Here is a 25,910-nt window from a genome sequence, read left to right as displayed (position 1 = left end):
CTCACCGCACCATCATCGACGACCGCGCGAGCCGGTCGCCCGCCGCGACGCCCGGTTCATCGTCAGGCCGGGCTCTTCGAATTTCGCATAGGCGTCGACAATCTCCGAGACCAGCCGGTGGCGGACCACGTCCACGCTGGTCAACTCGGCCACGTGGATGTCCTCCACGCTGTCCAGGATTTCCATCGCCGAGCGCAGGCCGGACTTGGCGCCGCCCGGAAGGTCGACCTGGGTGATGTCCCCGGTGACGACGATCTTCGATCCGAAGCCGAGTCGAGTGAGGAACATCTTCATCTGCTCGGCGGTGGTGTTCTGCGCCTCGTCGAGGACGATGAACGCGGAATTAAGGGTGCGCCCGCGCATGTAGGCCAGCGGCGCCACCTCGATGACACCGGCGGTCATCAGTTTGGGTATCAGCTCGGGATCCATCATGTCGTACAGCGCGTCATACAACGGCCGCAGATACGGATCGATCTTCTCGCTGAGCGTGCCGGGCAAAAACCCGAGGCGCTCACCGGCTTCCACGGCCGGCCGAGTCAAGATGATCCGGCTGACCTGTTTGGTCTGCAGAGCGTTGACCGCTTTGGCCATCGCCAGATACGTCTTGCCGGTGCCGGCCGGGCCGACCCCGAAGACGATGGTGTTGGCGTCGATGGCGTCGACGTAGCGCTTCTGGTTGAGCGTTTTGGGCCGGATCGTCTTTCCGCGCCGCGACAAGATGTCCAGCGTGAGCACTTCGGCCGGTGACTCGTTGTCGGTGCCGGCCAGCATGGCGACGCTATGCCGAACCACCTCCGGTGTCAGCGGCTGACCACTGGCAACGATGGCGATCAGCTCGGATATCACCCGCTCGGCGAGCGCGACGTCGGCAGGCTCACCGGCGAGGGTGACCGCATTGCCGCGCACGTGCAGGTCGGCATTCAGGCTGCGTTCCAGGGCCCGCAGGTTCTGGTCCGACGAACCCAACAGGCCCATGACGGCATCGGGCGGAACGTCGATGCTGCTGCGAACCTGAGCAGAGGCCGGGACGGCTCCGGCTGCGTCAGCAGCGCTGGTCTCGCGGGGCGTCACGTGGCTCTCGATGCCTGCTTTCTCGGCTTGTCGGTCGGTTGCTGGGCCGTCTCAGTCTACGCCGAGGGCCCCGGTTGGTCAGTGTTCAGCAACGTACTCGACGACGTGGCCGTGTCGCGAACCTGCAGCGTGTGGCCGTTGCCCGGGATGTCGGCGCGCTGGTCCCACCGGGGGGTCAGCACACCGAGGGCGCCCAGCGCCACCGCCGCAGCGGTCGACGTCCGCAGCACCTGGGGGCCAAGCCGCACCGCCACGGCTCCCGCGTCGGACAGCGCGGCCATCTCGTCTTCGGCGATGCCGCCTTCGGGACCGACCACCAGCAGCACTGATTTCGCTTGGGCCAGCTCGATGCCGGCGAGTCGGCCGGTGGCCGACTCGTGCAAGGCCAGCGCCGTCGCGCCGGCGGCCACGTCGTCGCGGATCCGCTCGGTGAGCTGCGCGGTGGACAGCACGCCGTCGACCGGCGGGATATGCGCCCGGCGGGATTGCCGGGCCGCTGAGCGGGCCACGGCACGCCACCGGCGCAGGCCCTTGTCGACCCGGTTGCCCTGCCAGTTGGCGACGCAACGAGCGGCTTGCCAAGCCAGGAACGCGTCGGCGCCGGCTTCGGTGGCCAACTCGATGGCCAGCTCAGAGCGTTCCGACTTCGGCAGGGCCTGCACCACCGTCACCCGCGGCGAGCCGGGGGCGACGCTCCAGCGTTGCAGCACCCGCGCGCGCAGTCCGTCGCGCCCGGCGTGCTCCACTTCGCAGTGGGCCAGGGCTCCGGCGCCGTCACCGAGCACGAGTTGCTCGCCGGGACGGATGCGGCGCACGGTGGCGGCGTGAAAACCCTCGCCGCCGGCCAGCACGGCGAGCGCGCCGGGTTCGGGCAGATCGTCGAGGTAAAACAGCGTCGCGACCATGTGCGCGCCTTCGCGGGCCGCGGGCTAGCGCCCGGTGAAGGTTTCGCGGAGCCGGCTGAACAATCCGCCGCCGGCGTGGGTCGAGCGGACCTCGGGCACATCGCGACTGCGGCGCGCCTTGAACTCGCGCAGCAATTCGGTGTCGCGGTGGTCGAGCCGGGCGGGCACCACCACTTCGACGTGCACATGCAGATCGCCCCGGGTGCCCGAGCGCAGGTGCGGCATGCCGTGGCCACGCAGCGTGATGACCGAGGCCGGTTGGGTACCGGGCGGGATGGTGATCTCACTGACGCCGTCCAAAATGGCGTCGACGGTGACGGTGGCGCCCAGCGCTGCGTCGACCATCGGCACCGAAACCGTGCAGTGCAGGTCGTCACCCTCGCGGACGAAGACGTCGTGGGGCTGTTCATGCACCTCGACGTACAAATCTCCGGCCGGCCCTCCGCCGGGCCCGACCTCGCCCTGGGCGGCCAGCCGCACACGCATACCGTCAGCGACACCGGCGGGGATCTTGACGCTGATCTCCCGGCGGGCCCGCACCCGGCCGTCGCCCATGCATTGATGGCACGGGTCCGGGATGACGACGCCGACGCCACGGCAGGTCGGACACGGCCGTGATGTCATCACCTGGCCCAGCAGCGAACGCTGCACGGTCTGAACCTCGCCGCGACCGCCGCACGTGTCGCAGGGGACCGGTACCGAATCGCCGTTGGTGCCCTTGCCCTGGCACCGATCGCACAGCACCGCGGTGTCGACGGTGACCTGCTTGGTCACCCCGGTGGCGCACTCTTCGAGGTCCAGCCGCATCCGCAGCAGCGAGTCCGAGCCCGGCCGGACGCGCCCGATCGGGCCGCGGGAGGTCGCACCGCCGCTGAAGCCGCCGCCGAAGAAGGCTTCGAATACATCACCCAGGCCGCCGAATCCGCCGAAACCGCCGCCCGCCGCGGCCGCGTTCTCCAGCGGATCCCCGCCCAGGTCGACGATCCGCCGCTTCTCGGGGTCACTCAACACCTCGTAGGCGGCGCTGATTTCCTGGAATTTCGCCTGCGCGGCCTCATCCGGGTTGACGTCGGGATGCAGTTCGCGCGCCAGCTTGCGGTACGCGCGCTTGATCTCCGCGTCGCTGGCGTTTCTGCTCACGCCGAGCAGCCCGTAATAATCGCGTGCCACGCTTGCTTCTCCTATACCTGGTCTTTATCCGCGCCTAGCCACAGTGCGGGTGCGCGATCATCGAGCACCCAGGACTTCGCCGATATATAGGGCAACCGCAGCAACGCTGGCGATAGTTCCCGGATAGTCCATCCGGGTGGGCCCCAGCACACCCATTCCCCCGTAAACGGTGTCGGAGGTGCCGTAGGCGGTGGTCACCATGGAAGTGCCCACCATCTGCTCGGCGGCCGTCTCATGGCCGATGCGCACCGTCACCTTACCGGCTTCCTGCTGGGCCGCCAGCAACCGCAGCACCACCACCTGCTCCTCCAGGGCTTCCAGGATGGACCGCAACGAGCCACCGAAATCGGCGGAGTTGCGGGTCAGATTGGCGGTGCCGCCCATCAGCAAGCGTTCTTCGGTGTGCTCGACCAGCGATTCCAGCAACACCGTCGCCGACCGGCCGACGGCGTCACCGAGGCCGTCCGGGCTGCGCAACTGTCCGGCCAGGTCGGCGACCGCCACCGAGGCGGCCGACAGCTTCTTGCCGACCAGGGCCTGACCGAGCATTTCCCGCAGCTGCGAAAGCTCGTGCTCGTCGATCACATCGCCGAGTTCGACGACACGCTGGTCGACCCGTCCGGAGTCGGTGATGACGACCATCAGCAGCCGCGCGGGTGTCAAAGCGATCACTTCGAGGTGCCGCACGGTCGACGAGGACAGCGTCGGGTACTGGACCACGGCCACCTGCCGGGTCAGCTGCGCGAGCAGCCGGACCGCGCGGCGCAGCACGTCGTCGAGGTCGACGCCGGACTCGAGGAAGGCCTGGATCGCGCGCCGCTCGGCTGAGGACAGCGGCTTGACGTCATCGAGCCGATCGACGAACTCGCGATAGCCCTTCTCGGTAGGCACCCGACCGGAGCTGGTGTGCGGCTGGGTGATGTATCCCTCGGCCTCGAGCACCGCCATGTCGTTGCGCACGGTCGCGGACGAGACGCCCAAGTTGTGGCGTTCGACCAGCGTCTTGGAACCAATCGGTTCTTTGGTGGCGACGAAGTCGGCGACGATGGCACGCAACACCTCGAACCGACGGTCATCGGCACTTCCCACCGGCCGCCACCTCCTTCGATACCGCCTGGACCGGATTCATTTTACGGGCTCGGGCGACACCGACCGTTATCGCGGCCGTTCGGCCAAGACGGTGGCCGCCGGGATCGCGGGCCGCAGTCGTGACCGGGCCGGCAGCGGCCGTCGCGCGACTTTCGTCGTACGCATCGGTGCTGACGACTATTCGTCCGGCTAACCTTTTCAGAATGAACCGGTCGGGCCACAGCAATGAGTCGGGAAAGGTCGGCCGCCGATGATCTTCAAGGGCGTGCGCGACGGCAAGCCGTACCCCGAGCACAACCTGTCCTATCGGGATTGGTCGCAGATACCGCCGCAGCAGATCCGTCTCGACGAATTGGTCACCACCACAACGGTCCTCGCACTGGACCGGCTGCTCTCCGAAGACTCCACCTTCTACGGGGATCTCTTCCCGCATGCGGTGCGGTGGAAAGGCATCACCTATCTGGAAGACGGCCTGCATCGCGCGGTGCGCGCGGCGCTGCGGAACCGCACCGTGCTGCATGCCCGGGTGTTCGACATGGACATGCCGCTGGGCCAGCCCGGCTGATGGTCACGTTCGGGCCTCGCCGCGTGTCGACCTAGTAAGGACGTTGGTTCACACCACAACTTGCCAGGAGGACCGCCATGCCACGGCTGCAAGGAGTCTCCGACCGCGACGCCCGCCTCGGCGCCAAGATCGCCTTCTTTTTCACCAAGCGCAAGCTCGCACACATGACCGGACTGGAAACCGCCGGGATGCTGGAACCGCTGCGGATGTATGCGCACATCCCGCGATTGCTGAACGCCTACGGCAAGTTGGAGCAGGCCGAGTCGAAACTGGACGTTCTCAGTCCCCGGCAGCGGGCGCTGGCCGAGCTGAAGTCGGCGACGACGGTGGGTTGCGAATACTGCATCGACCTCGGTTCACAGATCGCCCGCCGCTGGGGCATCACCGACGAAGAGCTGTTGGCCCTGTCGAGACCCCAAGCCGACTATCAGAACGCGCCGTGCTTTTCCGAAGCCGACAAGCTGATCCTGCAGTACGCCACCGCGATCAGCCGCACGCCGGTTGAGGTGAGCGCTCAACTGTTCGATGCGCTGCGCGCGCACTTCGATACCGCCCAGCTGGTCGGCCTGACCCACGTCATCACGCTCGGCAATCTTCGTGCCCGATTCAACATCGCGCTCGACATCGGCTCGTCGGGTTTCTCCGGCAATCAGGTCTGCGCGTTACCGGAGACCGATCGGCCGTGACGGCGGATGCGTCGCTGGCGGCCCGCTTTGAGGCGGCCCGGCCACAGCTGTGGGCCATCGCCTACCGGATGCTGGGCTCGATCGAGGACGCTCAGGATGCGGTGCAGGAGGCGTGGTTGCGGCTGAGCCGCAGCGCCGAATCCGACGCCGGCATCGCCAACCTGGACGCCTGGCTTACTACGGTGGTGGCCCGCATCTGTCTGAATGTGTTGCGCCACCGCCGGATTCACGGCGGTGAGGAGCTGGTTGGTCACCTGCCCGATCCGATCGTGGAGGCCCCGGGGGAATTCGACCCCGAGCACCGCGCGATGCTCGCCGACGCGGTGGGGCTGGCGCTGTTCGTGGTGCTGGATACGTTGCCGCCGGCGGAGCGGCTGGCGTTCGTGCTGCACGACGTCTTCACCGTGCCCTTCGATCAGATCGCCGCGATCGTCGACCGGACGCCGGAGTCGGCCCGCAAGCTGGCCAGTCGGGCCCGACGGCGAATCGAACAGGCCGATCCGGTTCCGGACGGGACGCTGGCCGCTCAACGCGAGGTCGTCGACGCCTTCTTCGCGGCGGGGCGCAGCGGCGACTTCGACCGCTTGGTGTCGGTGCTACATCCCGACGTGGTGTTGCGCGGCGACTTCGGTGCCGCCGCGGCCCCTTACCGCGCTCAGGGCTCGGCCTCGGTGGCCGAGCTGGCTCGCAGTTACGCCGGACCCGAGCGCGAGGTGCATGCGGCGACCGTCAACGGTGCCGCGGGCGCGGTGATTTTCTTCGCCGGCCGCGCGGCATCCGTGATGGCCTTCGTGGTGCGCGGCGGCCAGATCCGCGCGATCGATGTGCTGGCGGATCCGGCCCGCATCGCCAAATTAGACCTGCGCGGGTTGGCCGCCGATCACTGACCGGCGGCTTGCAGCAACTCCATCGCCGACGCCCGCGACAGCACCCAGCCACCCTGATTGACGAAGGTGACGTTCTGCGTGACCGGCGACGGCAGCTTCGGACCGGAGACCGCGACGTCGGCGGTGGCCGAACCGGCGGCGGCCGGCTGGATGTTCGTGACGTTGAACGACAGCGGCAGGTCGCCGTTCTTGGCCGCCTTCTGCAGCTTCTTGTCGGCGACGTGCGCTTCCATCCCGCTGATGCCACCCTGCACCAGGTTGCTCTTGCTGGTGAACGAGACCTTCGGGTCGGCAAGGCTGTTGAGCACGCCCGTCAGCTGATCGGAAGTCGGCACATCAGCACCCGCGATCGGCTGGGCCGGCGGCGGATCCTGGGGCAGCGGCGCGTCGACGGCGGCGAGCCGCACCCCGGCGGCCCGCACACTCGGCGTCGCGACAGAGGCGACGCCGGCCGCGGCGCCGCCGACGATGGCCAGGGCTGCCAGGCCGGTGGCAAGGACTTTGACGGTTTTCATGGTTCCCCCTTCGGTGGCACGAATGTTGACGCGCAGTTGGCAATCCTCACGCCCATTGGTGGCGGTGTGGATGGTGTCAGCGTGCCGGTTGCGTCTGGTACTTCGTGTCTCGGCATCGATACGTTACGGCGGTCCGATGTGCGGAAATCATGAGAAAACTGTGCGTCGGCTGTGCGAGGGCGTGCCGAATTCCCCGGTCGCCCGCTCATTGCGGCCGTGTCCTGATATGCCAAACCCCATGCGCCACGTTCCGCGGCGCATGGGGTTTGGCGTCGGTATGACTAGTTCGTTGCGGTCGCCGCCTGCAAGAGGGCGAGCGCCGCGTCGTGTTGCAAGACCCAGTTCCCGTTTTGGTTGACGAACACCAGGTGCTTGTTGACCGGCCCGGCGAACTTCGGCCCGGTGATGCCCACATCGGCTTGAGCCATGTTCGGCCCCGCCGGCGCAATGTTCGTCACGTTGAACTGCTCGGGGAAGTTCCCGTTCCGGTAGGCCTTCCTCAGGTCGTGGTCGGCGACCATACCCTCGTTTTGAGGGACGCCGTTTTCAACGAGGTTGGCCTTGTCCCGGTAGTTAACGCCGGGGTCGGTTACTTGGGTGCACAGGTTGGCCAACTGGTCAGCCGTCGGCAATTGCCCTGGCGCACCCGGCGGCGCGGGCGGCGGGGGCGGCGGCGGTGGCGGATCCTGCGGCAGTGGCATGCCGACCGCCGCCAGTTGGAGTTGATCCAACGGTGCTGCAATGGAAGCCACACCGGCGGCGGCGCCGCCAATGGCGGTCAGCGCCGCCACGCCCGTGGCAATGGACTTCACGGATTTCACAGGTCCCCCTTCGATGCACATGGACCGTGGCGGGATCCTACGGACGGCCACACGCGGTCACACGTCTCCATGGTTGAAGATGGTGTAAGTGTGCCCTGCGCCAACGGTTTTTGTGTCTCAGGCGGGTCACGTTACGACGACGCTACGGCCGCGACGTGTGCAAACCCGTTAATACTCTGTGCCGCAAGCAGGTAACGGCGAAATTTACCGCAGACCCCCGGCGCGCGGCCGGCTACTGCTCGGCGAGGGCGTCGATCAAGCTCTTGGGCCGGATGTCCGACCAGTTCTGTTCCACATACTGCAGGCAGTCCGCGCGGCTGGCTTCACCGAATACCACCCGCCATCCGGCCGGCATGTCAGCGAAAGTCGGCCACAGGCTGTGCTGTTCCTCGTCGTTGACCAGCACCACAAACGTCGCGTCTTCGTCGTCAAAGGGGTTGGCGGCGCTCATCATATCTCCTTCTCACGGGATACCTGGACGGGCTGACGGTGGATCCCAACACCCGGTCGGATAGCAGTCCTAGGCAGCTCAGGTTGGGAAACCCGGGCCCCTGGGTAAGTCCTGACAGGTTCGGCAGGAACAACTTGGGTGTCACGTCTGTGACGGCCAGGTCATAACCTATCGCCTCCTGCAGCCGCTCTGAAGTCAGGGGCCCACCGAGACCGAGTTCCAGCAGATCAAGCGCATCCTGACTGAACAATGGTGTGAACCAAAGCGAGTCGGCGCCGGAGCCGTCGATGACCAGGTCGAACCCATGCACCGTCTCCAGATTTTCGCTGCCGCGGTTGGTCGACAGCGTCAACCGGATCTGCCCTTCCTTGCCCACCGCGTGGGCGACGCGGCCACGCAGGTGGTGAATGCGATCGTCTGCCAGCAATGCCTCTTGCACGTTCGACGAAAACACCCCGCGGTCGGTGCGCGCCAACGCATCGCGACGTTCGGCCAGCGTGAGGGCCGGCCAATTGGTGGGATCGGAGAACAGCGAGTTCTCGAAAAATCCCTCGCCACGGGTGAACAACGTCGCCTGCGGCGAAATCACGGTAATGCTCGACACCCGGTGCCGGAACAGCTCATAGAGCATCGTTGCGGCCGTCTCACCGCCGCCGATCACCGCCACCCGCTCCGCTTTGATCCGGTCGTTGTTCGCGGCGCGATCCCAGAATTGGGCGATCGACAGCATCCGCGGATTCCCGGGAAGCAAAGACTTTTCGGCCTGGCCGGGACCGGTGATCATCAACGCATCGGCGTGCACGGTGGCCTCGTGAGTGTGCAACGCCCAGCGATCGCCGCTGATCGCCAGTCGTTCGACGCCACCGAGCACCACATTCATTCCCACGTGGTCGGCGACCCAACTCAGGTACTGGCTCCATCGGCGATGCGTCGGTGCCGGTCTGCCTCGGTCGATCCACTCGGCGAACGATGCCGTCGCGATCAGGTAGGACTGCCAGCTGTAGCGGGTCATCCGCTCGTCCAGTTCGGCATTGCGCCGTGGCACCAGCGCCGAGCGGTAGGGAAACCCGACGTCTTTTTCCGGGCTGGTGCCCAGCCGGTGCGCGCCGTCGGTCCAGCCGCCACTGGCCTGCCAGTTCGCCGCGACTCCGATCCGCTCCACGGCCACCACGTCAGGAACCTCGATGCCCATTTCGCGTAGCACCGAAGCCTTGGCGGCCACGGCCACCGCCTTGGCGCCGGCGCCCACGATGGCAAGTGTGCTCATTTCACCATATCCCGCAGTGATTCAACCCAAAGTTCTTGTAGCGCAGTAATATCCGCCTCACTGAGAATGTCGGGCAGGGCACGCCATTGCGCGGCCAGAACCCGCTCCCCGTCCCAGGTCAACACCATCGCGGCGATGGTGAGCTCGTGGCGCACCGCCAGCCCGGGCTCCGGCACCGGCGACACCCCGGCGAGTAGCTCGCGGTGAAGCGTCAGGCCGGTGCCGCCGTCGGTGTGGGCGGCCCCGAGATAGTTGAGCAGCAGCTGCGGGGTTGGCAAGGCGGCGAGCCGCTCGGCGGTGTCGGCCCGCAAGTAGCGCAGCAGCCCAAAGTCGAGGCCGTCGCCCGGGATCGCCGCCAACTTCTCCCCCACCTGGCGCGGATCGACCGAGTCCAGCCGGATCGGGTAGATGGAGCTCAATAGTCCGACCGTGTCGCCGGTATCGATGGTGTGCGCACCCGGCTGGTCCACCAAACTGTCTGCCCGGCCGTGTGTTTCGAGCGCCAGCAGCGGCGGTGGCGTGGGCTGGCCGCGCAGCCGGCGCCAGCGGGTCACCGTCGCCGCGGTCGCGGCGACCAGCAGGGTGGGCAATGGCAGACCCGACTCCAGCAACCGGCGGGTGAGGTCGGCGTCGGTGGCCACGTTGCGGACGATCAGATCGCGCGCCCGGTCTTGGCTCGGATCCAGCCGGCGAGCACCCAGATCGGGATCGTCGCCGTCGAGTTGGGACGCCCAGAATTGCACGGTGTCCAAGCGGTGCGCACGCGCGCTCACCGCGTCGGCCCAACGCCGATAGCTGGTGTGCTCGCGAATCGGTGCGGGTGAGTGACCGGTGGCCGAGGCGGTCAGGGCGGCGCCCAGTTCGCCGAGGATCACTCGCCACGAGGCCGGGTCCAGCGCCACGACATGCGCAGCCAGCAGCAGAACGCTCTCTCCGGTCGGCGGCCGAAGCCACACCGCGGACAGCAGCGTTCCGCGTTCGGGGTCGAGGCGGTTGACTGCCTGGGCGACGTGGGTCGGCACCGCCGCGGCCAGGTCGTCAAGCACCTCAACCTCTTTGAGTTCGGTCCGGATATCGGCGGCCGGTACCGGAATCAGCGTCATCGTGCGGCGGTCCACTCGGGTGCGCAGCACCTCGTGGCTCTCGATGATGCCGGCAAGCGCAGCATCCAACTGTTCGCGGCGCAGCGTCGCGGGCAATCGGATGGCTTCGGTCTGGGCAAGCCGGCGCGGATCGCCATATTCATAAAGCCATCGACCGTTGGGCAGCAATGGCATTGGGCCGATTCGGCCGTCCACCTGTTGGGCAGCGGCCGTGCTTTCCGAATCGATGGCCTCAGCCAGCTCGCGGACGTTGCTGCACTCGAGGATAAGCCTGGCGCGCAACGCAATTCCCCGCGCCCGGGCCGCTTGCACCACCGACAACGCCATGATGCTGTCCAGGCCCAGCTGTAGGAAGTCGGCGCTGACGTCGACCTGCGGTTGGCCGAGCAGCTCTGCGAGCAGTTCGGCCAGCGCCGATTCCGTGGCGGTCTCTGGCGTCGCCGCCCCGGCCGTGGACTCGGCGGCGTCCACGGCGGCCAATGCCGTTTCGTCAAGCTTTCCGTTAGGGGTCAACGGTATTTCGTCGACCATCACGATGCGCTGCGGAACCATGTAGCGCGGTAACCGGGTGCCGAGCATACCGCGCAGCTCGGATGCCGCGGGCTGCCCGGCTGACGGGTCGGCGGCCACGTAGGCGGTCAATCGCGCGACGCCCTGGCGCTGCTGTACCAGCACGCCCGCGTGCCGGACGGCCGGATGCGATTCGAGGACGGCCGCGATTTCTCCGGGCTCGACGCGGTGGCCGCGGATCTTGACCTGGGCATCGGCGCGTCCCACGAATTGCAGTGAGCCGTCGGGTAACCGGCGCACCAGGTCGCCGGTTCGGTACATCCGCTCGCCGGTGGCAAACGGGTTGGCGACAAAGCGCGAAGCGGTCTCGGCAGCGCGGCCCAAATAACCGCGGGCCAGCTGCGCACCACCCAGATACAGTTCTCCCGTTGCGCCGCACGGCACCGCGCGCAGCGCGGAATCCAGCACGTAGCCACGGGTGTGCCGGGTCGGCCGCCCGATGGACGGCTCGTCATGCTCGGCGATGGCGGCGACCACCGCCTCGACTGTGGTCTCGGTGGGCCCGTAGCAGTTGTACGCCGTCATCGGCGAGGCGCGGCAGGTAGTGCGGATCCGAGTCCACGCGGCGCTACCGACGGCCTCGCCGCCCAGGGCCAACACCGTCAGCGGCGCCGCGCTCAACAAACCGAAAGCCTGCAGTTGGGCGAACATCGACGGGGTGGTGTCGATCATGTCGATGCCATCCGCGGCGATCAGCGCGACGAGCGCCTCGGCATCGGTCTGGGCCTGCTCATCGACCACGTGCACCGCGTGCCCGCCGAGCAAACCGACCAACGGCTGCCAGGCGGCGTCGAAGGCGAACGACCACGCGTGTGCGATGCGCAGCGGCCGGCCCAGGCGGCCGGCGGCGGGCCGCAACACGCGGTCCAGATGATCGTCGGCGTAAGCGCTTACAGCACCGTGAGTTCCGATGACGCCCTTGGGTTCTCCCGTCGTACCCGAGGTGAACACGACATACGCGGCCTGCTCGGGTGCAACGTCGACCGGGTCGAAGTCGCCATGGTGGGGTTCGCCGGCCCGCAGCAGTTCCTCGGTTTTCGCCTCGTCCAACACGATCAGCGCGCCGGATTGGCGCAGAATCGAGTTCACCCGCTCCGAGGGCATACCCGGCTCCATCGGCACGCACATGCCCCCCACTTTGAGCACGGCAAGGATTGCGACGATGTAGTGCGGACCCCTGGAAAGCCTTATGCCCACCGGTGTTTCGGGCTGGACGCCGCTGCGGGCAAGTTGCGCCGCCAGCCGGGTGGCCTGGTCGTTCAGTTCGCGATAAGTGAGCGTGCCGCCCGCCCAGCTGACCGCCGGGTTGTCCGGCGCCGCGGCCACCACGTCGGCGAACCGGGCGTGGATGCTCAACGGTGACGGCCGGAGCGGTGCGCCGTCGGCGCCCAGCGGGTCCGACTCGCCTTCCAGCAGGACACTGACCTCGCGTATCGGTCGCACCCAGCCTTGCAGTAGTCGCTCGGCGGTGGTCAACACCCGCCGCCCGAATGTGTCAGCGGAGATGGCGCCCAGTGCGCCGTCGATCGCTTCGATCAGCAACACCAGTTCGCCGCCTTCCATGTGGGCGGCGACGGCGATCGGGAAATGGGACAAGGTTTGCAGCGCGGACGGACGGAATGTCGCACCGCCGGCGGTCAATTCGCCGCCGGCGGTCAAGCCGTCCATCGGGAAGTTCTCGTAGACCAGCAGGGTGTCGAACATCTCCCCGACCCCACCGAGGGCGCGAAGTTGCGCGTGCCCGAGGTAGCTGTGCTCTCGCAACAGGGCGGCGTTGCGCTGCACGGCGCGGCATTGCTCGTCGACACGCGCGGCCGGGTCGAGCCGCACCCGCAGCGGCACGGTGTTGATGAACAAACCGACCATGGTTTCGACGCCGGTCAGTTCGGGCGGTCTGCCGGAAACCGTGACGCCGAAGATCACATCCCGGCTGTCGGTCAAGCGGGACAACACCAGCGCCCACGCCATTTGCATGAGGGTGTTGACGGTGATGCCGCGGGATCGGGTGTCCTCGACCAACCGCGCGGTGGTCTCGGCCGGCAACCGCAATTGGGTGGTGCGCGGCAGCGACCTCTGCTGCCCCTCTGCCGGCTCGACGGACCCCAGCGCAGCCGCCAACAGGGTAGGTCCCGGCAGATCCCTAAGGTGCTCGCGCCAGACCCGATGGCTGGTTTCCGGATCGCGGCTCGCCAGCCAGCCGATGTAGTCGCGGTAGGGCCGCGGTGCGACCGGCAGCGCCGACAGATCCCCGCCGGCCTGATACAGGATCATCATCTCGTTGACGAACACCGGCAACGACCATCCGTCGATCACGATGTGATGGGCGGTGAGCACCAAACGCCATTGCTCGCACGGCAATTCGATGAGCAGGAAGCGGATGGCCGGACCGTGTTCCAAATCGAACGGTCGCCGGCGTTCGCCGGTTTCCAGCGTCGGCACGTCCTCGGGCGCGGCGGCGACGATTCGCCATGGCAGTTCGACGCGCGAAGGCACGATCTGTACCGGGCGCGGGATGCCCCGGCTGAAGAAGCTGGCCCGCAGATTCGGATGCCGCACCAACATCTTCTCGGCGCAATTACCTAACAGTGCGACGTCGAGTTCGCCGGAGATGTCGGCCGCTATCCCGATCACGTAGGGGTCGTCCGCCGGTTCGCCGTCGGCGAATTCGGCAAGCGTGGTCAGCGAATACAAGCCCTCCTGCAGGGGGCTCAACGCCATCACGTCCTCGATGCCGGGTGCGACGTCGGTCTTGGCAGCAGTCATGTCGTGCCTTCGCGTGTCGACGACCAAAGTTGCGTCACAGCAGCCAAATCCGAGGACGATAGCCCGGAGGCGCTCATCGGCTCGAAACGGGTATCGCCGGCCTGTTCACCCAGCTGGGCGCCGACATCATCTTCGTCGCCCAGGGCATCCAGCGCGGCGGCCAGTTGCTGCACCGTCGGATTCTCGAAGATCATCCGCGGGCTCACCGCCAGGCCGGCCGCCCGTGCCCGCGAGGCGAGCTGCACGGACAGGATGCTGTCGCCGCCCAGGGCGAAGAAGTCGTCGAAGCGCCCCACTTCGGAAGTCGACAACAGATCGGCGAACACCTTGGCCAGCTTCCGTTCGGTGTCCGTGCGTGCCGGTTCGATCTGACCGCCGGTGCTGACCGTCGGCCGCGGCAGGCCTGGCCGGTTCAGCTTGCCCGATTCGGTCTTGGGCAAGACGTCGAGCACGGTCAGCGACGACGGCAGCATGTAGCCCGGCAGGCTGGTTGCGATCGCGGCGCGCACCTCCCCCGCGAATGCCGCCTTCTCCGAGTCATCGACGATCGGTCGTTGCGGCACAACGTATCCGGCCAGCGATGTGCCGCCGTGCACCTCCCAGGTGCGAGCCGCCGCGGCGGCGACGCCGTCGACCGCCGCCAGTGCGGCCTCGACTTCGGCCAGCTCGACCCGGAAACCGCGGACCTGCACCTGGTGATCGGACCGCCCTACGAACTCCAGTTGGCCGTCCTCGGTCCACCGGGCCAAGTCGCCACTGCGGTACAACCGAGAACCCGGCTCGGCACCATAGGGATTGGCAACAAACCGTGACGCGGTCAGGCCCGCGCGTTTCCAATACCCGCGAGCCAACTGGTCACCGGCGTAATACAGCTCGCCAACCACACCGACCGGTACGGGACGCAATCCGTCGTCGAGCAGGTAGGCCTCGGCACCCGGAACCGGCTTTCCCACAAGCGGATTCGGGAGACCCAACCGCCCGCGTGATACCGCTCCGGAGGTCTCGGTGGAGCCGATGTTGTTCAACAGCTCGGTGCCGACACCGTCTCCGTCGGCGCACGCCGACGCCAGCCGCTGCAGCAGCGCAGTGCTCACCGGCTCGCCACCGCATACCAGCCGGGACAGCGAGCGCACGGCATCGGGCCGGCTGTCCACCAATGCCGACACCAGGCTGGGCACCGCGGTTACCTGAGCGACCGAATGCCGGTTCATCAAGTCCGCGACTGCCTCCGGGTCGCGATGCTCGGCATCGTCGGCCAGGATCATGGTCGCGCCGGCCGCCAGGCCGGCCAGCATCTCCATGCCGCCTTCCAGGAAGGTGATCGAAGCCTGCGCCAATCGGACGTCGTCGGTTCGCGGGGGGTAGTGGCGCAGCTGCCAATCGAGCCGGGCCGCCATCGAGCGATGCGTTCCCACTGCACCTTTCGGCTTACCGGTGGACCCGGAGGTGAACACCAGGTACATCGGGTCGTCGGGATGCGGTAGCGGCAAATCCCTGGGCTGCGGATTTACGTCATCGCTGTCCAACAGGGCGCGCACCTGTGGATCGTCCAGCGAGATCAGCTGGACACCCGACACCTGCGGCATGGTGTCCACCGCTTCGCCGGTTGCGACCACGACCGGCGGCTGCACATCGTCGAGCATGAATTGCTTTCGCGCCAGCGGATAACCGGGGTCGATGGGGAAGTAACCGGCGCCGGTCTTCATGATGGCTACCAGTGCCACCACCAGATCGATGCTCCGCCGGGTCGACAGCCCGACCAACGACCCGGGGCCTACTCCGTTCTTGACCAGGAGCGCGGCCAGGTGGTCCGAACGGCGGTGCAGTGTAGGGTAATCGATGGTCTCGTCGCCGCAGCGCACCGCGATCCGGTCGGTTCCCCACGCCCGACTGGGCTCCAGTAATTCCGGGATGGTGCGCGGCCGGTCATGCGGCGCCTGCTCGCCGCGGCTCCACTCCTGCAGAATGCGTCGCTGTTCGCCGGCGTCGATCAGCTCAACGTCACGCAAAGTCTGATCGAGATCATCGGCAAACGCGGTGAGCGCCCGGGTCAGCCACCCGGCCAGCCGCTCGATGGTGGTTCTGGCGTAGAGCTCGGTGCGGAAGATGACATTGCAGTTGTAGCCGATGTCGTCGGAGCCGTCGGTGCCGAAGAAGTTGACGCTCAAATCCGCGTGCGCCATGTCGAAGACGGGGGCCAGCGAGGTGCACACGGTATCCTGCTGGGCGCTGCCGGCGGGTGCGGTCTCGATGACCTGGGTGGCCGACAGGTGATCTCGGACATGCACGACGACCTGGAACAGCGGATTGCGTGACAGCGACCGCACCGGGCTGACGCTGTCGACCACCCGGTCGAACGGCAGGTCCTGGTGAGCGTAGGCGGCCAGGGCGGTCTCGCGGGCCCGCTTGAGCAGTTCTCGCAGCGTCGGGTTGCCGTCTAAGTCGTTGCGCAGCACCAAGATATTGACGAAAAAACCGATCAGCTGGTCTAACTCGGCTTCGGTGCGACCGGCGACCGGAGTGCCCAGCGGAATGTCCACTCCGCCACCGGCTTTGTGCAGAACCACCGCGACCGCCGACTGCAGCAGCATGAATTCGGTGATGCCCAGCTCGCGGCACACCTCGTTGAGCTTGTCGCGGGTGGCCGAGTCGATGCGGAAATCGACGGATTCGCCGTCGCCGCTGGGCACCGGCTGGCGCGGGAAGTCCGGGCGCAGCCCGGTGTCCTCGGGCAGCCCGGCCAGCTGTCGAGTCCAGTACTCCCGCTGTTCGGCGGCGATCGCTGATTCCTGGCCGTTCGCATCGGAATCCAGACCCAGGAAGGTGCGCTGCCATTCCGCGTAATCGGCATACTGCACGCGAAGCGGGGCCCAGGACGGCTCTTCGCCGCCGCGCCGGGCGCGATAGGCCGTCATCACGTCGGAGAACAGCACGCCGGCCGACCAATGGTCAGAGGCGATGTGGTGCACGACCAGCGACAGCACATGCTCTGCGGCGTTCTCCGCACGCAGCACCGCGACCCGGATGGGCAATTCGGCGTCCAGTTCGAAGCAGTGGCACCGCTCGACGTCGAGCTGCTGCTGCAGCCAGGCGTCGTCGGGGCCGACCTCGCGGCGCACCGGAATCTCGGCGTCGGCCGGGCCTACCAGCTGATACGGCATGCCGTCCAACTCGACGTAGCTGGTGCGCAGGATTTCGTGCCGGGCAACGACATCGCCGACGGCGGCGATCAGCGCGTCGATGTCCCACGGACCGGTCAACTTCGCGGCAAAGGGGATGTTGTTGACCCGGCTCGGCCCGTCCACGCGGTAGGCGAACCAGCTGCGCAGCTGTGATGCCGACAGCGGCATGGGCCCGTCGTGTGCGGTGGCTTTCAGCCTAAGTCGCGACTGCATCAGTTCGCCCGAACTGAGCTGGTCCACCCGCTCGGCCAACAAGCCCACCGTGGCGAGTTCGAACACGTCCCGGATGCCGATTTCGACACCACACTCCGCGCGGATCGCGGTGACCAGTTTGGTGGCGACCAGCGAGTGGCCACCCAGATCGAAGAACGAGTCGTCGACGCCCACCCGGTCGTGGCCGAGCAGCCCGGAAAACAGTTGGGCGATGCGATGTTCGGTGGGAGTCGTCGGACCGCGGTATTCGGTGGCAGCCGCAATCTGTGGCTCCGGCAGCGCGGACCGGTCGATCTTCTGGTGTGCGGTGATCGGGATCTCGTCGAGCACCACGTAGGCGGCCGGGGTCATGTAGTCCGGCAGTGCGGCGGCCACCCGGGCGCGGATGCGTTCGACGTCAACCGTTTCGGTGTCGCCGCCCTGGGCCGGCGTCACATATCCCACCAGGCTCTTGCCCAACTGGGGCAGGTCCATGGCCAGCACAACCGCTTGTCCGACGCTGGGGTCGACCGAGATGGCGGCGGCGATTTCACCCAACTCGATGCGGAAGCCGCGAATCTTCACCTGCTCGTCGGCGCGGCCGACGAATTCGATGTCGCCCTCGGCGTTGCGGCGGGCCAGGTCACCGGAGCGGTACATGCGGCCACCCGATGTGAACGGGTCGGCGACGAAGCGCTCGGCCGTCAACTGCGGCCTGCGGTGATATCCGTGTGCGACATGTGTTCCCGCGATGTAGATTTCACCGATCACCCCGATGGGGACCGGCTGCAGCGCATTGTCGAGCAGGTACACCTGCGTGTTGATCTTGGGCCGGCCGATCGGCACCACCCGAGTACCCTGGGTACCCTCCACCGGGTAGCTGGTGCAGTTGACGACCGTCTCGGTCGGTCCGTAGAAGTTGTACAGCGACGCGTCGAAGGTGGCGTGAAACTTGTCGGCGATCTCGCCGGGCAGCGCTTCGCCGCCGATGGGCACGCGTCGCAGGGTGCGCCATTGGCTCACGCCGGGCAGCGACAGAAAGAGCCCCAGCAGCGACGGCACGAAGTGCATCGACGTAATGCCTTCACGGGCCAGCAGTTCGGTCAGATAGCCGATGTCGCGCAGCCCGTCGGGCCGCGGAATCACCAACCGGGCACCCATGATCAAGGTGCCGAAGATCTCGCCCATCGACACGTCGAAGCTGGGCGATGCTACCTGCAGCAGCCGATCGGTGTCGTCGATCCGGTACTCGTCGCCGAACCACACGAAGTACTCGGCAATTGGTGCGTGGGGCACCGGTACGCCTTTGGGCAACCCGGTCGAACCCGAGGTGTAGATCAGGTACGCGGTGTTCTGCGGGCTCAGCGGTCGGACCAACTCGGCGGGCGCGGTACCGGGATACTGCGCAATGTCGGTAACGGGTTCGCGCAGCACAAGTTTGGCGTCGGCGTCCCCCAGAATGAAGCTCAGCCGGTCCTCGGGATAGGTCGGATCCACCGGCAGGTATACGCCGCCCGCCTTGAGCACCCCGAGCGCCGTGATGACCAATTCGGGGGACTTGTCCAGCAGCACCGCAACGCGATCCTCGGTGCCGATGCCTTGTTCAATGAGCCAGTGCGCCAACCGGTTCGACTCTTGGTCGATTTCGCGGTAGGTGTAGGCGCGGCCCTCGTAGACGACGGCGACGGCATCGGGCGTCAGCGCCGCCCTCCGGCCGACCAGCTCGGGCAACGTGCTGGCCGGAGTGACGAATTCTTCGCCGGTCGACACAGCGCGCAGCCACTCGGCCTCGTCTTCGCGCATCAACGAGCAGGCCGACAGCTTCGCGTCGGGGTTGGACAGCACGCTGTCCAGCAGGGCGGCATAGTGGCGCAGCAATTGCTCCACCAACTGCTGATCCAGCACCTCGACCAGATATTCGGCTTCCACCAGGCCCTCGCCGGAGCCATCCGGCGTACGGTTCAGCTCAACCATCAGACTCAGCGGCAGCTGGTTGAAATCCCCGCGCAGCTCACCGCGCTCGCAGTGCACGCCCGGCGGGCAGAACCCGGCGCCAGCGGACTCACGCTGGCCGAAGCTCACCCGGGTCATTCGGTCCGCGCCGTGCCGGCGGTCCGGGTTCGCTTCGCGCACCAGCCAATCCAGGTTGGCACGCGAATGAGCGAAAGCGCCCATCGCACCGTCCCGGGTTTGGGCCAGCAGTTCACGGAACGTCTGGTGTGACTGGGGTTGCAGCCGGGTCACGACGGTATTGCCGTAGTACCCGATGACGTCTTCGGTTCCGACTCCGCGGTTCAGCACCGGCACAGCAACCAGGAAGTCGGTCGACTGGGTGTAGCGGTGCACCAGTGCGCCGAACGCGGCCAGCAACACCATGTACGTGGTGGCGCCCGTCTCGCGGCCCAGCGCGGCGGCGCGATCGACGATGTCAACCGGCAACTGCGCGGATGCGCGCTCAGCGCGCCAGGTAGTGGGCACCACCGAGCCGTTGGCGCCGGGAAGCTCGAGTGGCTCCGGAAGGTTGACCATCAGCGGTCGCCAGTAGTCCAGGTCCGCCTGAGGAATTGCGGTCGGGTCCGCGGAAAAGGCCGGCAGCACCGGCCCGGCGGCGAAGCCGTCCGGGTCGGTGTACGCGCGAGTCAGATCGGTGAAAAACGGTGCCCAAGAACCGTCGTCCCAGGCAATGTGATGGGCGGTGATCAGCAGCATCAGTTCATCGGCGGCCAAGTGCGCCAATGCGACTCGCAGCGGCGAATCCTTACTCAGGTCGAATGGTCGGCCAAAGTCCCGCTGCGCCAGCACGCGCAGGCGCAAGCGACGGGCCTGATCGGTGAGCCCGGTCAGGTCGTGTTCGGCCCAGTCGGGTCGCAGATCCCTGCGGAGCACCGGACGCGGGTCGCCATCGGCGGTGGTGTCATAGGTCGTGTGCAGAACGGGATGTCGCGCGGCGACGGCATCGACCGCGTGATGCAGCCGTGCGGCGTCGACGGTTCCGGTCACGCGGTAGGAAACGCAGATGTTGAGCAGAGCGCTGTCGGTATCAACCGACTGCACGAACCACATTCGGTGCTGACCGACTGACATACGCGGCTCGTCAGAGGTTGCCACGGCCGCGCCACCAGTCGGCCGGGTCAGGCCGCGTTCAGCGAGCTTGCGGCGCAATAATTCCAAGCGCTCATCGTCGAGACGGGCGTCGGCGCTGGTGGTGTCTTTCACGCTAGGAATCTAACCTTTCGAGCATCGTGAGCGAGGAGTGTTGCGCACCGTTTGCAGCCCCGATGCGCTCGAGTGCCGGTGGCGCCGCTGGCCCATCGGCTGAGTCGGCCTGCAACGCTTCGACCAGCTCATTCAGTGTGATGCCGCCGAGCATGCGAGCCACCGGAACCGAGTTTCCCACCGCACGGCGCAACCGCTTACGTAAATCCAGTGCGAGCAACGAGTCAACGCCCAAGTCGATGAGCGGCGTGCCCGGGTCAATCGATAGCGAATCCCCCAAATGCAGCGTCGCGGCCAATTCGGCGCGAACGATTTCGGCAAGTGGCTTCGCAACGGACTCATCGGTTTCCGCCCCGCCACCGGCACCGCCGGCGTGCGAAACACTGAACGGCATTGTCATGCCCTGACTTTCGAAGAACACCTGGAGCCGCTCGAAGTCCGCGTCGAAAATCAGCGGATCGCCGTCGTAGCGGTACAGACTGGCTTCGATCGCCTGACCCGGATCCATCGCCATCAAACCCGAGCGTTCGGTGCGGGTGATCTCGTTGCCCACTACTACCCCGGCGCCTTGCCACAGCCCCCACCGGATCGCCGTGCAGTCACGGCCTTTGGCACGCAGCTGGGCGGCCAGCACGTCCAGCATCCGGTTGGATGCTGCGTATGCCGCGTGGCTATACCCGCCCCACACCCCGAATACCGAGGAGCAGGCCAGGATTCGGCAGTCCGGCCGCAGCGGCCATACATCGGCCATCGATGCCAACCCGCGGACCTTGGCAGCGCAGACCGCCGCCACATCCGCACCGGTGAGATCCGAACGCGAGCGCGCCTGCGCGATGCCCGCGGTGTGAATCAGCAAGGACGCGCCGCTGCCGCCATATTCGGCGGCGACCGCGGACAGCGCGACGTGATCGGTGATATCGCACTGCGGGGCACGCAGCTGGGCGTCATATCTCCCGGCGAGCTCATGCAGTACGGCCGGATCAACACCGTTGCGGCTCAACAGGGTGACGATCCGGGCCCCGCGTTGCAGGCAGTACCGCGCGTACTGCAATCCGATGGCTCCGTTACCGCCGGTGATCACCACATCGTCCAGCGTGGTGGCATCGAGGGGGCGCGGGGTGGCCGATTCGCGGCACGCCCTGAACGTCCGGATGTGGCGTCGCGGCGATCCACCGCCGCGCAATGCGACCTCGGCCGCCTGACCGAGCAGCACGTCGACCGCGGCTTGTGCCGTGGCGGCATCGACATCTCGGTCGCTCAGGTCTAGGTGTCCGAACGCCTGTTCCGCGAATTCGAAGCCGACGCTGCGATGCATTGCCGCCAGCGCAGCCTGCGCCGGCGAGACACTGCAGGTATCCCGCGCCACGTGTTCGGCACCGGCGGTGAGCAACCACACGGACCGGCATCGTGGGCCGATGAGGGCGGGGTAGTCGGGCAGCCCCGCATCGGGCCGGCCGGCGATCTGCTCGATCGCGGCGATGGCGTCGAGCTGGTCGAGTGCTGGGGCGGCGATGACCAGGATTTCCGCCTCGCGCGGCGGCACCGCTCGGCAGCCGCCGTGTGCCGCAACCGCGTCAACCAGTCGGCTGGTCATTGCGTCCGCACCGAAGAAACCGATGTCGCGCGTCGTTGTGTTCGCTGCGACCGGAGACGTGGTGGGCTGCCAACCCTCGACGGCCACGGTGGGCGTCGGCCCCGCTTCGATCATTCGTTCCGGTGCCGCCCACAGGTGCACCGCCCGCATCGGCGCGTTCGGGAATCCCCGCAGCACGGGGCGATTGGCCGGCGGGACGGCGTTGGTCCACTTGCATCCGGGGTCGGCGGTCGCGATGGCGGTGATGCCCGCCGACAGCGAATCGGCGATGGATCGGTCACGGTGCCCCGAGCCGACGATGACGGTCGAGTCGTCGTCGACGACGCCGCCCAGCGGGTAGAGCAAGGACGGGTGCGCCGAGAGCTCGACGAAAGTGTCAGCCCCGCAGCCGCGGGCATACTGCACGGCGAGATCAAACCTCACTGTGCCACAGAGGTTTTCATACCAGTACTGAGAGAAGTCGGTTGCATCGCCCAACTCGGTGCCCAGCGTGGAGCCGATGAACCTCACCGGGCCGTCCCGGAAAGCCGATTTCGGCGTCAGCTCAGCCAGGCGCGCACGCAACGGTCGGAGTGCACTGGTGTGGCCGGGATAGTCGACGGCCAACTGCTGGCTGAAGATGCCGCGCTGTTGGGCCAGCACGACCGCGGCGGCTACTGCTTCGTGATCGCCGGCGACCACGGTGGACAACGGCCCGTTGACGGCCGAAACTTCCAGCCAGCCGGGTGTCTCGGCCAGCAGCGACTCCGCGACGTCGAGGCCGGTTCCGAGCACCGCCATCGCATAGCGGCCGGAAAGCTGGTCGACAACGGTGGCGCGCGCAACCACCAAAGCGACCGCATCCGGCAATGAAATCGTCGCCGCCACATAGGCCGCCGCCACCTCGCCGAGGCTGTGGCCAATAGTGATATCGGGCCGCACCCCATAGCAGCGCCATGCTTCGGCCAGACTCACCGCGTGGGTGAACTGCGCTCCCTGTATCTCGGGGCGTGACCAGCTCTGCTCTTCCTCCCCCACCAGATATGGCAGTGGAGAAGGGAATCCGGCGGCGGCGAACGCCTGCGCGCACCGGTCGGCCGCTTCGCGGTAGGCCGGCAACGTCCGGTAGGCATCGGTTCCCATCGCCTGCCATTGACTGCCCTGGCCCGCAAACACGAATGCGATGCGCGGCGGCGTTGTCGCCGCGGAGTACGTGACCAGCTCGTGCTCCTCGCCACGTGCGATCGCGGACAATCCCGCGACGAGTTCCGCGCTGCATGCCGCTCGTACCACCGCCCGGTGCCGTCGCACCCTGCGCAACCGCAGCAGGGTGGCGGCGACCGCGGCGGTCATGTCCGCCGAATCATCGACGCGGCCCAGGTAATCGGTGATCGCCGCGGCATCGCGGCGGATCAGCTCCGGGTCGTGCGCACTGAGCAGTACCGGGATGCGCCCGTCTGGCAGCCGATGGGTAAGCATCACGCGACCTCGGGCACCGAGACGATCAGATGTGCGTTGGTGCCGGCGATCCCGAACGCCGAGGCTGCGGCAGTGCGATGCCCGTCGATGGCCGGCCACGGCGTCAAGGTCTGCGCTAGCCGCAACCCTTGTCTGTCCCATTCGATTTCGGGACTGGCTTCACTGGCGTGCAGGGTCGGCGGGACGGCGCCGTGTTCGGCGGAGACCAGCACCTTGGCCAGCCCCAGGGCTCCGGCGGCAGCCAAAGAGTGGCCCACGTTGGATTTCACCGAACCCAGCAGCGCTCCGGCATCGGGCTCGGTCTCGCCGTAAGTCTGGGCCAGCGAGCGTAATTCGGTTCGGTCACCGAGTCGGGTACCGGTACCGTGCCCCTCGATCATTCCTACCTCGGCGGGCTTGATCCCGGCTTGGTTGATGGCCCGTTGGAACAGCCGGATCTGGGCATCGCCGCTGGGCGCGCTCAGACCGGCGCTGCGCCCGTCCTGATTCATCGCGGTGGCCCGCACCTCGGCCACGATCTGCCGGCCGGCGCGCAGCGCGGACGATTTGCGTTGCAGCACAAACATTGCCGCTCCCTCCGCCCAGACGGTTCCGCTGGCCTGCGCGCTGTAGGGACGACAGTAGCCGTCATCGGAGAGCGCGTGTTGTTTGGAGAACTCGACGAAGAAGCCCGGTGAGCCCAGCACGTTGACCCCACCCGCTATGGCCAGATCACAGTCATCGTTTTGCAGGGAGCGCACCGCGACGTGGAACGCCACCAACGCGGACGCGCACGAGGAATCCAGGGTCAGCGCCGGACCCGTCAGCCCGAGCGTGTAAGCGATCCGGCCCGAAATCACGCTGAGTGCGGTGCCGGCCAGCAGATGACCGCTGTGTTCCGAGAATTGGGCCATCTCCGGGCCATAGCCGGTGGCAGAGGCGCCGACAAAGCAGCCCACATCGTGGCCGGCCAGGTCGTCGGGGTTGATGCCACTGTTCTCACACGCGCGCCACGCCACGCGAAGCGCGACCCGCTGCTGGGGATCCATCACGACGGCCTCACGGGGTGAGATGCCGAAGAATTCCGGGTCGAATGTGGTTGCCCCGGTGAGGAAACCACCACGGTCATGAATCTCTTTGAAGCCGTTACGGCGCGATCCGGCGAGCAGTTCGCGCACTGCCCAGCCGCGGTCGGTGGGAAACGGACCCAGCGCCTCACGGCCGTGCGCCAACAGATCCCAGTAATCCTCGGCGGTTTCGATCCCACCGGGTGCCTCCACACCCATCCCCACGATCACCACCGGGTCGGCACGCTCGGCGTCGACCCGGTCGTCAGGCATTGATATCACCCGGCATTCACCTGCGCGGCGATCGCTTCGACATGGTCATAGACGTAGAAGTGCCCGCCGTCATACAACGACATGGCAAAGGACCCGGCGGTGTGCTTTTGCCACTGCCGGAGCACACCGGTCGCGATGCGGTGGTCATCACGGCCACCCAGCACGTGAATGTCGGCACCGATCCGAACATCCGGGCTGGGCTCATACCCGTTGAAGGCCTGGTAGTCGGCGCGCACCGCGGTGGTCAGCAATTCGGAGAACTCTTCGTCGGCCAGCAGTTCGGGGTCGGTACCACCCAAGTCGGCGATATCGGCCAGCAAGCCGTCGTCACTGGTCGGCAGTTCGGGCATGTCGGCGACGACGCATGGCGGCGGGCCCGCCGATACCCAGAGCTTGTGCACGGCAGCACCGTGCATTTCGGCGACCCGGGCGAATTCGAAGGCGACCACCGCGCCCATGCTGTGCCCGAACAACTGCAGTGGCGCGACGCTGGGCCATGGTGCGGACCGAAACAGGCTGACGGCAAGGTCGTGCACGCTGTCGTGAGCGGGTTCGCTGAGGCGGTCGGCCCGCTGCGGGTATTGCACGATGTAGGTATCGGCGCCGGCGGCCAGCGCGGCTGCCAGTATCCGGTAGCTTGTCGCGGCCGCGCCGGCATGCGGAAAGATCACGATGGCGCCGGTGGATGACCCGTTGTGGCGGCCCGGGGTCAGTTTGATCCAGGATGGGAACGTGGCAGACACGGCGATAAGATTATTCAATGTCATTGTGCTGTTTACGATTTCGTGGGTTGCTGAGAGGACGCCAAAACCGACTCGGCATCCATGCCGATAACCTCCAGATACAGCTCGGCGACCTGGTCGAGGCGGCCCGGGTCGCGCTCGGCGGCACTGAGCACCGTGGCCAGCGCCGACACGGTTCGGTTGGCGAAGATGTCGGCGACCATGATGTCCGGTGCATCCAGCCACGCCCGAATCCGCCCCACCGCCTGGGTGGCCAGCACCGAATCGCCGCCGAGCGCGAAGAAGTCATCGTCGACTCCGACGTTTTCCCGGCCGAGTAGATCACCGAAAATCATTACCAGTG

At 67.1% G+C, this 25,910-nt stretch carries 17 protein-coding genes; 3 read left to right on the top strand and 14 right to left on the bottom strand.

Translation table 11 applies throughout. The annotated features are described in order from the left end of the window. Positions 1–12: 12 nt before the first annotated feature. From A5625_RS20595 to hrcA, 4 genes are read right to left on the bottom strand one after another with little or no spacing between them, the layout of a single operon-like run. Complete coding sequence (locus A5625_RS20595; protein WP_066998231.1) at positions 13–1,071, bottom strand: PhoH family protein; 1,059 nt, start codon at positions 1,069–1,071, stop codon at positions 13–15. A 56-nt stretch (positions 1,072–1,127) separates the two neighbouring features. Next, on the bottom strand, positions 1,128–1,976 hold the full coding sequence (locus A5625_RS20590) for a 16S rRNA (uracil(1498)-N(3))-methyltransferase (protein WP_066998227.1): 849 nt from the start codon (positions 1,974–1,976) through the stop codon (positions 1,128–1,130). Positions 1,977–2,000: 24 nt separating this feature from the next. After that, positions 2,001–3,146: a molecular chaperone DnaJ gene (dnaJ, locus tag A5625_RS20585; protein ID WP_066998224.1), complete on the bottom strand. Its 1,146-nt coding sequence runs from the start codon at positions 3,144–3,146 to the stop codon at positions 2,001–2,003. Positions 3,147–3,203: 57 nt separating this feature from the next. After that, positions 3,204–4,235 carry a heat-inducible transcriptional repressor HrcA gene (gene hrcA, locus A5625_RS20580; protein WP_066998221.1) on the bottom strand — a complete coding sequence of 344 codons (1,032 nt, stop codon included), beginning with the start codon at positions 4,233–4,235 and terminating at the stop codon, positions 3,204–3,206. A 250-nt stretch (positions 4,236–4,485) separates the two neighbouring features. On the opposite strand from hrcA, the gene A5625_RS20575 reads away from it, so the two are divergent. From A5625_RS20575 to A5625_RS20565, 3 genes are all read left to right on the top strand, one after another. Beyond that, complete coding sequence (locus tag A5625_RS20575) at positions 4,486–4,800, top strand: type II toxin-antitoxin system VapB family antitoxin (protein WP_064933122.1); 315 nt, start codon at positions 4,486–4,488, stop codon at positions 4,798–4,800. A gap of 77 nt (positions 4,801–4,877) precedes the next feature. Next, entirely contained in the window at positions 4,878–5,486 is a 609-nt protein-coding gene (locus A5625_RS20570; protein WP_066998218.1) for a carboxymuconolactone decarboxylase family protein, read from the top strand. After that, the gene (locus A5625_RS20565; RefSeq protein ID WP_197516169.1) at positions 5,483–6,373 is read left to right on the top strand and encodes a sigma-70 family RNA polymerase sigma factor; all 891 of its coding nucleotides are present in this window, start codon (positions 5,483–5,485) and stop codon (positions 6,371–6,373) included. Before A5625_RS20570 ends, A5625_RS20565 begins: the two co-directional genes overlap by 4 nt. On the opposite strand, the gene A5625_RS20560 is transcribed toward A5625_RS20565, so the two are convergent. From A5625_RS20560 to A5625_RS20515, 10 genes are all read right to left on the bottom strand, one after another. Further along, positions 6,367–6,888 carry a hypothetical protein gene (locus tag A5625_RS20560; RefSeq protein WP_066998196.1) on the bottom strand — a complete coding sequence of 174 codons (522 nt, stop codon included), beginning with the start codon at positions 6,886–6,888 and terminating at the stop codon, positions 6,367–6,369. The genes A5625_RS20565 and A5625_RS20560 overlap by 7 nt on opposite strands. A gap of 281 nt (positions 6,889–7,169) precedes the next feature. Then, positions 7,170–7,709: a hypothetical protein gene (locus tag A5625_RS20555; protein WP_066998194.1), complete on the bottom strand. Its 540-nt coding sequence runs from the start codon at positions 7,707–7,709 to the stop codon at positions 7,170–7,172. A 232-nt stretch (positions 7,710–7,941) separates the two neighbouring features. Continuing rightward, positions 7,942–8,160 carry an MbtH family protein gene (locus tag A5625_RS20550; RefSeq protein ID WP_066998192.1) on the bottom strand — a complete coding sequence of 73 codons (219 nt, stop codon included), beginning with the start codon at positions 8,158–8,160 and terminating at the stop codon, positions 7,942–7,944. After that, entirely contained in the window at positions 8,138–9,427 is a 1,290-nt protein-coding gene (gene mbtG, locus A5625_RS20545; protein WP_066998189.1) for an NADPH-dependent L-lysine N(6)-monooxygenase MbtG, read from the bottom strand. Before mbtG ends, A5625_RS20550 begins: the two co-directional genes overlap by 23 nt. Next, positions 9,424–13,863 (bottom strand): non-ribosomal peptide synthetase, encoded by a 4,440-nt coding sequence (locus A5625_RS20540; protein WP_066998186.1) that lies wholly within the window; start codon positions 13,861–13,863, stop codon positions 9,424–9,426. Before A5625_RS20540 ends, mbtG begins: the two co-directional genes overlap by 4 nt. Beyond that, positions 13,860–20,453, bottom strand: a complete 6,594-nt coding sequence (locus A5625_RS20535) for a non-ribosomal peptide synthetase (protein WP_066998184.1) — start codon at positions 20,451–20,453, stop codon at positions 13,860–13,862. Before A5625_RS20535 ends, A5625_RS20540 begins: the two co-directional genes overlap by 4 nt. A gap of 1 nt (position 20,454) precedes the next feature. Then, the gene (gene mbtD / locus A5625_RS20530; RefSeq protein WP_066998182.1) at positions 20,455–23,505 is read right to left on the bottom strand and encodes a mycobactin polyketide synthase MbtD; all 3,051 of its coding nucleotides are present in this window, start codon (positions 23,503–23,505) and stop codon (positions 20,455–20,457) included. Continuing rightward, on the bottom strand, positions 23,505–24,824 hold the full coding sequence (locus A5625_RS20525; protein WP_066998180.1) for a polyketide synthase: 1,320 nt from the start codon (positions 24,822–24,824) through the stop codon (positions 23,505–23,507). Before A5625_RS20525 ends, mbtD begins: the two co-directional genes overlap by 1 nt. A 5-nt stretch (positions 24,825–24,829) precedes the next feature. Next, positions 24,830–25,591 carry a thioesterase II family protein gene (locus A5625_RS20520; protein WP_066998177.1) on the bottom strand — a complete coding sequence of 254 codons (762 nt, stop codon included), beginning with the start codon at positions 25,589–25,591 and terminating at the stop codon, positions 24,830–24,832. Between the two features lie 8 nt (positions 25,592–25,599). Then, a partial coding sequence (locus A5625_RS20515) for a phosphopantetheine-binding protein (protein WP_156748407.1) occupies positions 25,600–25,910 on the bottom strand: 311 nt, incomplete at its 5' end.

The organism is Mycobacterium sp. 1465703.0, from assembly GCF_001672975.1.
Classification (GTDB): Bacteria; Actinomycetota; Actinomycetes; order Mycobacteriales; family Mycobacteriaceae; genus Mycobacterium.
Note: the sequence above shows the minus strand (reverse complement) of the source record. Positions and strands in the feature narration are given on the sequence as shown.

Excerpts from the sequence above, each read along its gene's own strand:
- A5625_RS20590 (WP_066998227.1), bottom strand. The coding sequence starts at position 1,976 with ATGGTCGCGACGCTGTTTTACCTCGACGATCTGCCCGAACCCGGCGCG.
- A5625_RS20575 (WP_064933122.1), top strand. The coding sequence starts at position 4,486 with ATGATCTTCAAGGGCGTGCGCGACGGCAAGCCGTACCCCGAGCACAAC.
- A5625_RS20570 (WP_066998218.1), top strand. The coding sequence starts at position 4,878 with ATGCCACGGCTGCAAGGAGTCTCCGACCGCGACGCCCGCCTCGGCGCC.
- A5625_RS20560 (WP_066998196.1), bottom strand. The coding sequence starts at position 6,888 with ATGAAAACCGTCAAAGTCCTTGCCACCGGCCTGGCAGCCCTGGCCATC.
- A5625_RS20550 (WP_066998192.1), bottom strand. The coding sequence starts at position 8,160 with ATGAGCGCCGCCAACCCCTTTGACGACGAAGACGCGACGTTTGTGGTG.
- mbtG (WP_066998189.1), bottom strand. The coding sequence starts at position 9,427 with ATGAGCACACTTGCCATCGTGGGCGCCGGCGCCAAGGCGGTGGCCGTG.
- A5625_RS20540 (WP_066998186.1), bottom strand. The coding sequence starts at position 13,863 with ATGACTGCTGCCAAGACCGACGTCGCACCCGGCATCGAGGACGTGATG.
- mbtD (WP_066998182.1), bottom strand. The coding sequence starts at position 23,505 with ATGCTTACCCATCGGCTGCCAGACGGGCGCATCCCGGTACTGCTCAGT.
- A5625_RS20525 (WP_066998180.1), bottom strand. The coding sequence starts at position 24,824 with ATGCCTGACGACCGGGTCGACGCCGAGCGTGCCGACCCGGTGGTGATC.
- A5625_RS20520 (WP_066998177.1), bottom strand. The coding sequence starts at position 25,591 with ATGACATTGAATAATCTTATCGCCGTGTCTGCCACGTTCCCATCCTGG.